Here is a 12,959-nt window from a genome sequence, read left to right as displayed (position 1 = left end):
GTTGCTTTTTTGTAAACGGATTAACACTGTGCAGAAATCCTGCTATGCTGCCCGACGCGGTATCGGGCATTTACCCTACAAACTGCTGTCTCACAGGAGCGTGAAGAGAACGCCCGCCGCATATGACAATGAGAGCGAGGAGAACCGTCGTGCTAGAAGAATACCGTAAGCACGTAGCAGAACGTGCCGCCGAGGGAATTGTACCCAAACCTTTAGATGCAACCCAAATGGCCGCGCTCGTCGAGCTGCTGAAGAACCCGCCTAAGGGCGAAGAAGAATTTCTGTTAGATCTGTTGATCAACCGCGTACCGCCTGGCGTAGATGAAGCTGCCTACGTAAAAGCCGGATTCCTTGCTGCTATCGCCAAAGGCGAAGCCACCTCCCCACTGGTTACTCCTGAAAAAGCCATTGAACTGCTCGGCACCATGCAGGGTGGTTACAACATTCATCCGCTGATTGACGCGCTGGATAACGACAAGCTGGCACCGATTGCCGCTAAAGCGCTCTCTTCTACGCTGCTGATGTTCGATAACTTCTACGATGTGGAAGAAAAAGCCAAAGCTGGCAACGTCTATGCGAAACAGGTGATGCAGTCCTGGGCCGATGCCGAATGGTTCCTGAACCGTCCAGCGCTGGCTGAAAAAATCACCGTTACCGTCTTCAAAGTAACCGGTGAAACCAACACCGATGACCTCTCTCCGGCACCGGACGCGTGGTCTCGCCCGGATATCCCTCTGCACGCCCTGGCGATGCTGAAAAACGCCCGTGAAGGCATTGAGCCGGATCAGCCGGGCAGCGTTGGCCCGATCAAACAGATCGAAGCCCTGCAGAAAAAAGGGTTCCCGCTGGCCTACGTGGGTGACGTTGTGGGTACCGGTTCTTCCCGTAAGTCCGCGACCAACTCCGTGCTGTGGTTCATGGGCGACGATATTCCGCACGTGCCAAACAAGCGCGGCGGCGGTCTGTGCCTCGGCGGTAAAATTGCGCCAATCTTCTTCAACACCATGGAAGATGCGGGCGCACTGCCGATCGAAGTGGACGTCTCTAACCTGAACATGGGCGACGTGATCGACGTTTACCCTTACAAAGGTGAAGTGCGTAACCACGAAACCAACGATCTGCTGGCAAGCTTTGAACTGAAAACCGACGTGCTGATCGACGAAGTGCGTGCCGGTGGTCGTATTCCGCTGATCATCGGCCGTGGCCTGACCACCAAAGCGCGTGAAGCGCTGGGTCTGCCGCACAGTGATGTATTCCGTCACGCGAAAGACGTGGCGGAAAGCAATCGCGGTTACTCTCTGGCACAGAAAATGGTCGGTCGCGCCTGCGGCGTCGCCGGCGTTCGTCCTGGCGCATACTGCGAGCCGAAGATGACCTCCGTAGGTTCTCAGGACACCACTGGCCCAATGACCCGCGACGAACTGAAAGACCTGGCGTGCCTGGGCTTCTCTTCCGATCTGGTGATGCAGTCCTTCTGCCACACTGCGGCGTATCCGAAGCCGGTTGACGTGACCACGCACCACACGCTGCCAGACTTCATCATGAACCGCGGCGGTGTTTCCCTGCGTCCGGGTGACGGCGTAATCCACTCCTGGCTGAACCGTATGCTGCTGCCGGATACCGTGGGTACCGGCGGTGACTCCCATACCCGTTTCCCAATCGGTATCTCCTTCCCGGCGGGTTCCGGTCTGGTGGCGTTTGCTGCGGCGACCGGCGTAATGCCGCTGGATATGCCGGAATCGGTGCTGGTGCGCTTCAAAGGTAAAATGCAGCCGGGTATCACCCTGCGCGACCTGGTTCACGCGATCCCGCTGTATGCGATTAAACAGGGTCTGCTGACCGTTGAGAAGAAAGGGAAGAAAAACATCTTCTCTGGCCGTATCCTGGAAATTGAAGGTCTGCCGGATCTGAAGGTTGAGCAGGCGTTCGAGCTGACCGATGCCTCCGCCGAGCGTTCAGCCGCGGGCTGTACCATCAAGCTGAACAAAGAGCCGATCATTGAGTACCTGAACTCTAACATCGTGCTGCTGAAGTGGATGATTGCAGAAGGCTACGGCGACCGTCGTACGCTGGAGCGTCGTATCCAGGGCATGGAAAAATGGCTGGCCGATCCGCAACTGCTGGAAGCCGATGCCGACGCAGAGTACGCGGCGGTGATCGACATCGATCTGGCGGATATCAAAGAGCCAATCCTGTGTGCACCGAACGATCCGGACGACGCGCGTCCGCTGTCTGAAGTTCAGGGCGAGAAGATCGACGAAGTATTCATCGGTTCGTGCATGACCAACATTGGTCACTTCCGCGCAGCCGGTAAGCTGCTGGATACCCACAAAGGACAGCTGCCAACCCGTCTGTGGGTGGCGCCGCCGACCCGTATGGACGCGGCTCAGCTGACCGAAGAGGGATACTACAGCGTGTTTGGTAAGAGCGGTGCACGTATCGAAATTCCTGGCTGTTCCCTGTGTATGGGTAACCAGGCGCGCGTAGCCGACGGCGCGACGGTGGTCTCCACCTCGACCCGTAACTTCCCGAACCGTTTAGGTACCGGTGCGAACGTATTCCTGGCTTCTGCTGAGCTGGCGGCGGTTGCGGCGCTGATTGGCAAACTGCCAACGCCGGAAGAGTACCAGACCTTCGTGGCTCAGGTGGATAAGACTGCGGTTGATACCTACCGCTATCTGAACTTCGACCAGCTCTCTCAGTACACCGAGAAGGCTGACGGGGTTATCTTCCAGACGGCAGTATAAACAGCAAAACCGTCTCCACGAGACGGTTTTTAGTGTTTGCACCCTCTCCCACGGGAGAGGGGCGGGGTGAGGGCATCAGGCCGCAGGGTCTTGCTCTCACCTTTTTATTTTCATTCCTCCCACCTCTCACGCTTTTTTTCTTCCTCGCTGCTGCGATAATTACCTTAATGGCTTTGCAGAGGAAAACACTATGGATTACGAATTTCTGCGCGACATCACCGGAGTGGTGAAAGTGCGTATGTCGATGGGCCACGAAGCCGTTGGACACTGGTTTAACGAAGAGGTGAAAGAAAACCTCGCACTTCTTGATGAGGTTGAACTGGCGGCAAATACGGTAAAAGGCAGTGAACGATCCTGGCAGCGCGCCGGGCATGAATATACGCTGTGGATGGATGGTGAAGAGGTCATGGTGCGTGCCAACCAGCTCGAGTTTTCAGGTGACGAGATGGAAGAGGGAATGAGCTACTATGACGAAGAGAGCCTGTCGATGTGTGGCGTAGAAGACTTCCTTCAGGTGGTGAACGCATACCGTGATTTCATGAAACAGAAATAACAGCCCGGAGCATCCCTGCTCCGGCTTGTTCTTACACGGCCGGAATATTACGGCCGTAGTAAATCTCGCGCATCTCTTTCCAGAGCAGGTCAGTAATCGCCTTACGCTCTTCTTCGCTTAAATCTTCCGGCTTCGTGTGGAACATATAGTGCTTAAGGTCGAACTCCTTAAGTAACATCTTGGTATGGAAGATGTTTTCCTGATACACGTTCACGTCCATCATGTCGTACAGCGATTTCATGTCCTCGGACATAAAGTTCTGTATGGAGTTGATCTCGTGGTCGATGAAGTGCTTCATGCCGTTGACGTCACGAGTAAAACCGCGCACGCGATAATCAATCGTGACGATATCCGATTCCAGCTGGTGGATGAGATAGTTCAGCGCGTTCAGCGGGGAAATCACGCCGCAGGTCGACACTTCAATATCGGCGCGGAACGTACACAGCCCACCTTCCGGGTGACTCTCCGGGTAGGTATGGACGCAGATATGGCTTTTATCCAGGTGGGCAACAACCACTTCCGGCAGCGGGCCCGGATGTTCCGTTTTGTCGATAAGCTTCGGGTCAACCGGCTCTTCGCTGACCAGAATGGTCACGCTCGCGCCCTGGGGTTCATAATCCTGTCGGGCGATATTCAGGATATTTGCGCCGATAATGGAACAGGTTTCTGACAGGATCTCGGTCAGACGGTTGGCGTTGTAGAGTTCGTCGATATAGGCGATGTAACCATCGCGTTCTTCCGCTGTTTTGGCATAGCAGATATCGTAAATACAAAAACTCAGGCTTTTGGTCAGATTGTTAAAGCCATGCAGTTTAAGCTTTTTCAATTAGCTCACCCCCTTAGTGGATAATGCGTCTTGCAGGTACTGCGGCAGAGCAAACGCTGCGGTATGAATAGCCGGATTGTAGTATCGGCACTGAAGACCTGCCTGATGGAAGCGGGCCTGAATAATTTCGGTGGAGAGATGGCGTAATACGTCGTTATCCGTTGCCCAGGCAAAGGTCATGATCCCGCCGTAGTACGTCGGAATGGCCGCCTGATAGAAGCTGACATCCTCGAAATAGGTGCTGAGCTTGCGATGGCTGTCCAGCGCTTCATCCTGCTGCAGGAAGCAGACGCCGTTTTGTGCGACGAAGATCCCGCCCGGGTTCAGGCAGCGCTTGCAGCCTTCGTAGAACGAGGAAGTGAACAGCGACGCGCCTGGGCCAATAGGGTCGGTGCAGTCGGAGATAATCACGTCAAAGGTCTGCGAGGTCTGGTTAACAAAGTTAACGCCGTCGTCAATCACCAGGCTAAAGCGGGGATCGTCATAGCTGCCGGCATTGTGGTTGGGCAGGTACTGGCGGCAGAAAGAGACGACGCCCGCATCGATTTCCACCATGGTGATGGTTTCAATGGAACGATGGCGGGACACTTCACGCAGCATTGCGCCGTCGCCGCCGCCGATAATCAGAACATGCTTCGCGTGACCGTGCGCCAGGAGCGGGACGTGGGTCATCATTTCATGATAAATAAACTCGTCGCGCTCGGTGGTTTGCACCACGCCGTCCAGCGCCATCACGCGGCCAAAGGCAGCATTTTCGAAGATGATCAGATCCTGGTGATCGGTTTTCTCATGATAGAGCACGTTATCAACGGCAAAGTACTGACCAAACTGGTCATGCAATGTTTCATGCCACAACGTGTGGTCGGCCATAGCGAACTCCTCCTGTGTAAACATCCGTTACGCTCGCAAAAAATGAGCGAAACATGATAGCTAACTCTAACCGTGGTTGCACGGCCAGAGGTTCAACAGGAGGCGTCGGGAAGGTTATTTAACGTAGGCGAGCAGGCTGAGTGAGTCGCGAGCCAGCGCTTTGCATTTTTTAGCAGTGGGAATGCCAATACCGCTTAAGTCACGGTAGCTGTCTTCGCCGAGCGCCTTCATGTCGAAGCTGTCGTAGTTGCTGAGATCCCACTGGTTCTGCTGGGCAAAAAAGACCAGCGCGCGGCGAATCTGCCCGTTGGGTAAATTCTGGTAGCCACAATCATTTTTCAGGAATACAAAAACCGCCGTTAAATCGGCCATATCTTCCGCTTCATTTTCACTTAGCGCATAGCTGTTCGCACACATTGCCATCAGGCTACCGAACAAAATTGTCCTGAAAAACGTCTTCATTGCTTCTACCACTTCTTCACGGAAAATTAACGTTAGCATACTTGATGCCAGTGCGACGATCTTTATTATTGCCGCTTTACTTGACCTTCCGGTAAGGGGAGGGTTTATGCTCAAAAGATCGCCTGCTGGAAATAAGGAAATGAACATGCAACGTCGTGATTTTTTAAAATATTCCGCTGTGCTGGGGGCTGCCAGCGCATTACCTCTCTGGAGCCGCGCGGTTTTCGCGGCCGACAGGCCAGCCTTACCCATTCCTGATTTAGTGACCGCTGATGCGCGAAGCCGTATCCAGCTTGTGGTTCAGGCCGGTAACACGACGTTCGGCGAGCACAACGCTACGACGTGGGGCTATAACGGTAATTTGCTCGGTCCGGCGCTTCAGCTGCGTAAAGGGAAAGCGGTGACGGTGGATATCCACAACACGCTCGCTGAAGAGACGACGCTGCACTGGCACGGGCTGGAAGTGCCGGGAGAGGTGGACGGCGGGCCGCAGGGCATCATCAAAGCGGGCGGTTCGCGCATCGTCACCTTTACGCCCGACCAGCGCGCGGCGACCTGCTGGTTCCATCCGCATCAGCATGGTAAAACGGGCCATCAGGTGGCGATGGGGCTGGCGGGGCTGGTGCTGATTGAAGACGACGAAAGCCGCCTGCTGCGCTTGCCGAAGCAGTGGGGCATCGACGATGTGCCGGTGATTGTGCAGGACAAGAAATTCACCGCTGACGGGCAAATTGACTACCAGCTGGACGTGATGAGCGCGGCGGTAGGCTGGTTTGGCGACACGCTGCTGACCAACGGCGCCATTTATCCTCAGCACGCCGCGCCGAAGGGCTGGCTGCGCCTGCGTCTGCTTAACGGCTGTAACGCGCGTTCCCTCAACTTCGCCACCAGCGATAAGCGTCCGCTGTACGTGGTCGCCAGTGACGGCGGCCTGCTACCGGAGCCGGTGAAATTGAGTGAGCTGCCGATGCTGATGGGCGAACGCTTTGAGGTGCTGGTGGACATCAGCGACGGCAAGGCGTTTGACCTCGTGACGCTGCCGGTTAGCCAGATGGGGATGGCGGTCGCGCCGTTTGACAAGCCGCACCCGGTGCTGCGTATCCAGCCTTTACCGGTGACCGCTTCCGGCACGCTCCCTGATACGTTAACCACTATGCCAGCACTTCCGTCGCTTGATGGGCTTACGCAACGCAAGCTGCAGCTCTCTATGAACCCGATGCTCGATATGATGGGCATGCAGGCGCTGATGGCGAAATATGGCGATAAGGCGATGGCGGGAATGCATCACGGGCAGATGATGGGCCATATGAATATGGACCATGGAAAAATGGGCGGCATGGGGAACATGAATCACGGCGACCATGGCTTTGATTTCCACAACGCCAATATGATCAACGGCAAGGCGTTCGATATGAATACGCCGATGTTTGCTGCGACAAAGGGCCAGTTTGAGCGCTGGGTGATTTCAGGCGAAGGGGACATGATGCTGCATCCGTTCCATATCCACGGCACCCAGTTCCGCATTCTCTCTGAGAACGGTAAAGCGCCGGACGCGCATCGCGCGGGCTGGAAGGATACGGTGAAGGTGGAGGGCGGCGTCAGCGAGGTGCTGGTGAAGTTTGACCACGACGCGCCGAGGGAGTTTGCCTACATGGCGCACTGCCATCTGCTGGAACATGAAGATACGGGGATGATGCTGGGCTTTACCGTATAAAAAAAGCCGGGTGGCGGCTTCGCCTTACCCGGCCTACATAGCGTATCCATAGGCCCGGTAAGCGTAAGCGCCACCGGGCTTTTCAGTTACTTGTTTTCGTCAGGCAGCGCATACGCGACAATATAGTCGCCCATCTTCGTGCCAAACGAACCGTGACCGCCCGCAGAGATGACAACGTACTGCTTGCCATTCACTTCATAGGTCATCGGCGTGGCTTGTCCACCCGCTGGCAGACGGCCTTGCCACAGTTTCTCACCGTTGGTCATGTTGTACGCGCGCAGGTAGTTATCTGCGGTTGCCGCGATGAACAGCACGTTACCGGCGGTGGAAATTGGGCCACCCAGCATTGGCATACCCATATTGAACGGCACCGGAACCGGCATAGGGAACGGCATGCTGTCCTGTGGCGTACCAATACGTTTTTTCCACACGATCTGGTTAGTTTTCAGATCCAGACCGGAGATGTAACCCCAGGCAGGCTGTTTACACGGCAGACCAAACGGAGACAGGAACGGGTTCAGCGTTACGCCGAACGGTACGCCGTACTGCGGCTGAATGCCGGCTTCGGTACCGCTGCCTTTCGCGTCTTTCGGCTGTTCCATTGGGTTGCCCGGACCGCGTGGGATCAGACGGGAAACGAACGGCAGCGCCATCGGGTTGGCAATTGCCACCTGACGGTTAGGATCAACGGAGATCCCGCCCCACTCGAACATCCCCAGGTTACCCGGGAAGACCAGCGTGCCCTGCTCAGAAGGCGGGGTGAAGATGCCTTCATAGCGCAGCTGATGGAACATCACGCGGCACACCAGCTGGTCAAACATTGTGGCGCCCCACATGTCTGCCCCGCTGAGGTCTTTCTTCGGACGGAAGCTCAGGTCGGAGAACGGCTGGGTTTTGCTGACGTAATCGCCTTTCGCCGCACCCTGCGGTACCGGTTTTTCCGGGGCAGGCACAACCAGCTTGCCGTTGCTGCGATCCAGCACGAAGATGTTGCCGGTTTTCGCCGGGGCGTAAATCACCGGCACGGTTTTGCCGTTAACGGTAATGTCCGCCAGCGTTGGCTGGGACGGCATATCCATATCCCACAGATCGTGGTGTACGGTCTGATAGCTCCAGGCCAGCTTACCGGTGGTTGCGTTCAACGCCACGATAGCGCTGGCATAACGTTCCTGCTCCGGCGTGCGGTTACCGCCCCAGATATCTGGCGTAGTAACGCCCATCGGCAGGTAGACCAGGTCCAGCTTCGCGTCATACGCCGCTGGTGCCCAGGAGTTTGGCGAGTTAAAGGTAAAGGTGTGCTCGTCAGACGGGATCGCGTTTGGATCTTTCGCGCCCGGGTCGAAGGCCCACAGCAGTTTACCGGTATTCACGTCGAAACCACGGATAACGCCGGAGGTTTCACGCGTGGAGAAGTTATCCGTTACCGAACCGGCAATCACGATGGTTTTATCGGTGATGATTGGCGGTGAGGTTGGCTCATACAGACCCGGCGTGGTGTCAGGCATGTTGGTCTGCAGATTCAGGATACCTTTGTTGGCAAAGGTTTCGCACAGCTTGCCCGTTTCGGCATTGATGGCGAACAGGCGACCATCGTTGACCGGCAGCATGATGCGGCGAGGACAGTCGGCAATGACTTCCGGGCTCGCATTATCCGGGCGCGCTTCGTGGTAAGAGACGCCACGGCAGGTCACGTGCTGGAAGGACGGGTTGGAGTTCAGCTGTGGGTCGAAGTGCCATTTCTCTTTACCGGTGGCCGCGTCGAGCGCGAACAGACGCTGGTGCGCCGTACACAGATAAAGCATATCGCCGACTTTAATTGGCGTCACTTCGTTGGTCAGTTCACCCGGATCGTTCGGCATCTTCAGGTCGCCGGTACGGAATACCCAGGCTTCTTTCAGGTTTTTAACGTTGTCCGCGTTGATCTGCTTCAGCGGGGAGTAACGCTGGCCTTCCTGGTTACGACCATAGGCAGGCCAGTCGCCGTCAGCGACCTGAGAGATCGCCGCCGCAGGCGTCGATTCTGCGTTCAGCGTACCGTTGATCTCCTGCGGGTCGTTAAAGCCGGCCCAGGTCAGGATACCGCCGCTGATCAGCAGGGCTACTACCAGCGCCGCAACGGCACCGCTGGACGGCACGATCAGGCGACGCCAGACAAACGGCAGGATCAGCCATATACCGAAGAAGACCAGAATATCGCTGCGCGGCGTCAGCGCCCAGAAGTCAAAGCCGACTTCCCAGACGCCCCAGATCATGGTGGCAAGAAGGAATGCGGCATACAGCCACAGTGCGGATTGTTTTCTACGCAACAGCAGGACGGTTACGGCAACCATCACCAGGCCCGCAATCGGGTAGTACCAGGAGCCGCCTAAAGCGACCAGCCAGACGCCACCGATTAACAGATACAGCGCGCAGAAGGCTGCGAACGCTGCTGTTAATGTCACCAGTAGACGCGGCTGTTTAGAGTTTGTTTCAGCCATAGAAAGTGTACTCGTCAGTTTTTGTTAATAATTTGCTAGCAACTAATTATAGGTATTAACAAGTGTGATCGGAATCACAATATTTGCTTTTTATAACTCATACGCCAGGCTTATCCATTTGCTGATATAATGAGGGGCTTGCGTATCAGTGCTGGATATTAACTCATCCGTATTGAGAGATTTTCATTAAAATCATTTGGTTAGTAATATGAAACATACTGTTGAAGTGATGATCCCGGAAGCCGAGATCAAAGCGCGTATCGCCGAACTGGGTCGTCAAATCACCGAACATTACAAGGACAGCGGCAGCGAAATGGTGCTGGTCGGTCTGTTGCGTGGCTCTTTCATGTTCATGGCAGACCTGTGCCGTGAAGTGCATGTGCCCCACGAAGTCGATTTTATGACCGCCTCCAGCTACGGCAGCGGCATGTCCACCACCCGTGATGTGAAAATCCTGAAAGACCTGGATGAAGATATTCGTGGCAAAGATGTGTTGATCGTTGAAGACATTATCGACTCCGGCAACACGCTGTCAAAAGTGCGCGAGATCCTGAGCCTGCGTGAGCCAAAATCGCTGGCGATTTGCACCCTGCTGGATAAGCCTGACCGCCGTGAAGTGCAGGTGCCGGTAGAGTTCGTGGGTTTCTCAATTCCTGACGAATTCGTCGTCGGTTACGGCATTGACTACGCGCAGCGTTATCGCCATCTGCCGTATGTTGGGAAAGTGGTATTGCTGGACGAGTAATTGCGGGCTGATGCCCTCACCCCGGCCCTCTCCCGCAGGGAGAGGGAGAACATCCCCGGCTTTATTTATGATTCACATGCTTAAGCTGAAGGTTGGCAATCCCAGAACGGTAACGCTGCTCCAGCGTTTCGCGGTTGGTGGCAGTCACTTCCAGATTGCGCAGCAGACCATCGTGAATTCCGTACGCCCAGCCGTGGATAGAGACCTTCTGCCCGCGTTTCCACGCTGATTGCATGATCGTTGAGTGGCCCAGGTTATACACCTGCTCCATCACGTTGAGTTCGCAAAGGGTATCCATGCGACGCTCCTGCGGCATTTCACCCAGCAGTGAGCTATGTTTGAACCAGATATCGCGGATGTGCAGTAGCCAGTTATCAATGAGCCCCAGTTCCGTGTTTTCAACCGCCGCCTGCACGCCGCCGCAGCCGTAATGGCCGCAAATGATGATGTGCTCGACTTGCAGAACGTCAACGGCATACTGAACAACAGAAAGACAGTTGAGATCGGTGTGAATCACCAGATTGGCAACGTTGCGGTGAACGAACAGTTCGCCGGGCTCAAGGCCTGTCAGGCGCTCCGCCGGTACGCGGCTGTCGGAGCATCCAATCCAGAGAAAGCGTGGGTTTTGCGCCTGCGCGAGTTTTCCAAAAAATCCGGGGTCTTCCTCCACCAGCATTTTTGACCATAGTGCATTGTTGCTGATGAGTGTATCTATGTTGTTCATGGAGGTTAGCGACCTGTAACCGAGTAATTGCGTTGCGCTACTATAGGGTAACCCGACTTTTAATGAAACCACACAACGTGTGTCAGAACTGAAGGTAAGTTAATTTCATGGCAATTGCACTGGAGCTTGAACAGCTTAAAAAAACCTATCCGGGCGGCGTTCAGGCGCTACGCGGAATAGATCTTAAAGTAGAGGCCGGTGATTTTTACGCGCTTCTGGGGCCGAACGGCGCGGGGAAATCGACCACCATTGGGATTATCAGCTCGCTGGTCAACAAAACGTCCGGCCGGGTGAGCGTCTTTGGTTACGACCTGCAAAAAGATGTGGTGAACGCCAAGCGCCAACTGGGTCTGGTACCGCAGGAGTTCAACTTCAACCCGTTCGAGACGGTGCAGCAGATCGTCGTTAACCAGGCGGGTTATTACGGCGTCGAGCGTAAAGAAGCCCTTGAACGGAGCGAAAAATACCTCAAGCAGCTCGACCTGTGGGAAAAGCGTAACGAACGCGCACGGATGTTATCCGGCGGGATGAAGCGCCGGCTGATGATTGCCCGTGCGCTTATGCACGAGCCAAAACTGCTGATTCTTGATGAGCCAACGGCGGGCGTAGACATCGAGCTGCGACGCTCCATGTGGGGCTTCCTGAAGGATCTCAACGACAAAGGCACCACCATTATTCTGACCACCCACTACCTTGAAGAGGCTGAAATGCTCTGCCGCAACATCGGCATCATCCAGCACGGTGAGCTGGTGGAGAACACCTCGATGAAGAATCTGCTCTCCAAGCTGAAATCAGAAACCTTCATTCTCGATCTGGCGGCTAAAAGCCCGCTGCCGAAGCTTGAAGGGTATCAGTATCGTCTGGTGGATACCTCGACGCTGGAAGTGGAAGTGCTGCGCGAGCAGGGGATTAACAGCGTGTTCTCGCAGCTGAGCGCGCAGGGGATTCAGGTCTTAAGTATGCGTAACAAAGCGAACCGACTGGAAGAGCTGTTTGTCTCTCTGGTACAGGACAAACAAGGAGACAAGGCATGACGCATCTTTACTGGGTCGCGCTGAAAAGTATCTGGGCGAAAGAGATTAACCGCTTTATGCGTATCTGGGTGCAAACCCTGGTGCCACCGGTCATCACGATGACGCTCTATTTCATCATCTTCGGTAACCTGATTGGTTCCCGGATTGGTGAAATGCACGGCTTTACCTATATGCAGTTTATCGTGCCGGGTCTGATCATGATGGCGGTGATTACTAACGCCTACGCCAACGTAGCGTCGTCATTCTTCAGCGCTAAGTTCCAGCGCAATATTGAAGAGCTGCTGGTTGCGCCTGTGCCGACGCACGTCATTATCGCGGGCTATGTTGGCGGCGGCGTAGCGCGCGGGCTGTGCGTGGGGATCCTGGTCACGGCGATTTCACTGTTCTTCGTGCCGTTCCAGGTCCACTCGTGGCTGTTCGTCGCGCTGACGCTGCTCCTGACGGCAATCCTCTTCTCGCTGGCCGGATTACTGAACGCTGTGTTCGCTAAGACGTTTGACGATATCAGCCTGATTCCGACCTTCGTGCTGACGCCGCTGACCTATCTCGGCGGGGTGTTCTACTCCCTGACGCTGCTGCCACCGTTCTGGCAGGCGCTGTCGCACCTGAACCCGATTGTCTACATGATCAGCGGTTTTCGCTTTGGCTTCCTCGGCATTACCGATGTGCCGCTGTTTACCACGGTTGCGGTGCTGGTGGTGTTTATCATCGCCTTTTACCTGCTCTGCTGGTATCTGATCCAGCGCGGACGCGGTCTGCGCAGCTAATCTTTTGCCCGGCGACGTTTAGTTTGCCGGGCACTTTCTT

At 55.4% G+C, this 12,959-nt stretch carries 11 protein-coding genes; 6 read left to right on the top strand and 5 right to left on the bottom strand.

Translation table 11 applies throughout. The features are described from left to right. Nucleotides 1–149 precede the first annotated feature (149 nt). Entirely contained in the window at nucleotides 150–2,747 is a 2,598-nt protein-coding gene (acnB, locus tag F0319_RS21045) for a bifunctional aconitate hydratase 2/2-methylisocitrate dehydratase (protein WP_149367702.1), read from the top strand. Nucleotides 2,748–2,937: 190 nt separating this feature from the next. Next, entirely contained in the window at nucleotides 2,938–3,300 is a 363-nt protein-coding gene (gene yacL / locus F0319_RS21040; protein WP_111964019.1) for a protein YacL, read from the top strand. Between the two features lie 31 nt (nucleotides 3,301–3,331). On the opposite strand, the gene speD is transcribed toward yacL, so the two are convergent. From speD to F0319_RS21025, 3 genes are all read right to left on the bottom strand, one after another. Then, a complete protein-coding gene (gene speD / locus F0319_RS21035) occupies nucleotides 3,332–4,126 on the bottom strand; it encodes an adenosylmethionine decarboxylase (RefSeq protein ID WP_008501953.1) in 795 nt (264 codons plus the stop codon). Continuing rightward, a complete protein-coding gene (gene speE, locus F0319_RS21030; RefSeq protein ID WP_039265690.1) occupies nucleotides 4,127–4,996 on the bottom strand; it encodes a polyamine aminopropyltransferase in 870 nt (289 codons plus the stop codon). A 114-nt stretch (nucleotides 4,997–5,110) separates the two neighbouring features. Beyond that, on the bottom strand, nucleotides 5,111–5,458 hold the full coding sequence (locus F0319_RS21025) for a YacC family pilotin-like protein (protein WP_014882582.1): 348 nt from the start codon (nucleotides 5,456–5,458) through the stop codon (nucleotides 5,111–5,113). A 145-nt stretch (nucleotides 5,459–5,603) separates the two neighbouring features. Here F0319_RS21025 and cueO point away from each other — a divergent pair, with 145 nt between their 5' ends. Further along, a complete protein-coding gene (gene cueO, locus F0319_RS21020; RefSeq protein ID WP_149367701.1) occupies nucleotides 5,604–7,172 on the top strand; it encodes a multicopper oxidase CueO in 1,569 nt (522 codons plus the stop codon). Nucleotides 7,173–7,258: 86 nt separating this feature from the next. Here cueO and F0319_RS21015 read toward each other — a convergent pair whose 3' ends face one another. Next, the gene (locus F0319_RS21015) at nucleotides 7,259–9,649 is read right to left on the bottom strand and encodes a glucose/quinate/shikimate family membrane-bound PQQ-dependent dehydrogenase (protein WP_115876424.1); all 2,391 of its coding nucleotides are present in this window, start codon (nucleotides 9,647–9,649) and stop codon (nucleotides 7,259–7,261) included. Nucleotides 9,650–9,857: 208 nt separating this feature from the next. Here F0319_RS21015 and hpt point away from each other — a divergent pair, with 208 nt between their 5' ends. Then, nucleotides 9,858–10,394 (top strand): hypoxanthine phosphoribosyltransferase, encoded by a 537-nt coding sequence (hpt, locus tag F0319_RS21010; protein ID WP_008501948.1) that lies wholly within the window; start codon nucleotides 9,858–9,860, stop codon nucleotides 10,392–10,394. Between the two features lie 61 nt (nucleotides 10,395–10,455). Here the strand turns inward: hpt and can are convergent, their stop codons facing one another. Next, nucleotides 10,456–11,118 (bottom strand): carbonate dehydratase, encoded by a 663-nt coding sequence (gene can / locus F0319_RS21005; RefSeq protein WP_008501947.1) that lies wholly within the window; start codon nucleotides 11,116–11,118, stop codon nucleotides 10,456–10,458. A 107-nt stretch (nucleotides 11,119–11,225) separates the two neighbouring features. On the opposite strand from can, the gene F0319_RS21000 reads away from it, so the two are divergent. Together F0319_RS21000 and F0319_RS20995 are read left to right on the top strand one after the other, a co-directional pair. Beyond that, entirely contained in the window at nucleotides 11,226–12,152 is a 927-nt protein-coding gene (locus tag F0319_RS21000; RefSeq protein ID WP_008501946.1) for an ABC transporter ATP-binding protein, read from the top strand. Continuing rightward, the gene (locus tag F0319_RS20995) at nucleotides 12,149–12,919 is read left to right on the top strand and encodes an ABC transporter permease (protein ID WP_023334536.1); all 771 of its coding nucleotides are present in this window, start codon (nucleotides 12,149–12,151) and stop codon (nucleotides 12,917–12,919) included. The genes F0319_RS21000 and F0319_RS20995 overlap by 4 nt, the downstream gene beginning before the upstream one ends. Nucleotides 12,920–12,959: the final 40 nt, after the last annotated feature.

The sequence above is a fragment of the Enterobacter vonholyi genome (genome assembly GCF_008364555.1).
GTDB classification, from domain to species: Bacteria; Pseudomonadota; Gammaproteobacteria; order Enterobacterales; family Enterobacteriaceae; genus Enterobacter; species Enterobacter vonholyi.
This window is presented reverse-complemented; position numbering and strand designations above follow the sequence as displayed.

Coding starts and splice junctions, on each gene's coding strand:
- F0319_RS21000 (WP_008501946.1), top strand. CDS start 11,226: ATGGCAATTGCACTGGAGCTTGAACAGCTTAAAAAAACCTATCCGGGC.
- cueO (WP_149367701.1), top strand. CDS start 5,604: ATGCAACGTCGTGATTTTTTAAAATATTCCGCTGTGCTGGGGGCTGCC.
- speE (WP_039265690.1), bottom strand. CDS start 4,996: ATGGCCGACCACACGTTGTGGCATGAAACATTGCATGACCAGTTTGGT.
- yacL (WP_111964019.1), top strand. CDS start 2,938: ATGGATTACGAATTTCTGCGCGACATCACCGGAGTGGTGAAAGTGCGT.
- F0319_RS20995 (WP_023334536.1), top strand. CDS start 12,149: ATGACGCATCTTTACTGGGTCGCGCTGAAAAGTATCTGGGCGAAAGAG.
- F0319_RS21015 (WP_115876424.1), bottom strand. CDS start 9,649: ATGGCTGAAACAAACTCTAAACAGCCGCGTCTACTGGTGACATTAACA.
- hpt (WP_008501948.1), top strand. CDS start 9,858: ATGAAACATACTGTTGAAGTGATGATCCCGGAAGCCGAGATCAAAGCG.
- F0319_RS21025 (WP_014882582.1), bottom strand. CDS start 5,458: ATGAAGACGTTTTTCAGGACAATTTTGTTCGGTAGCCTGATGGCAATG.
- can (WP_008501947.1), bottom strand. CDS start 11,118: ATGAACAACATAGATACACTCATCAGCAACAATGCACTATGGTCAAAA.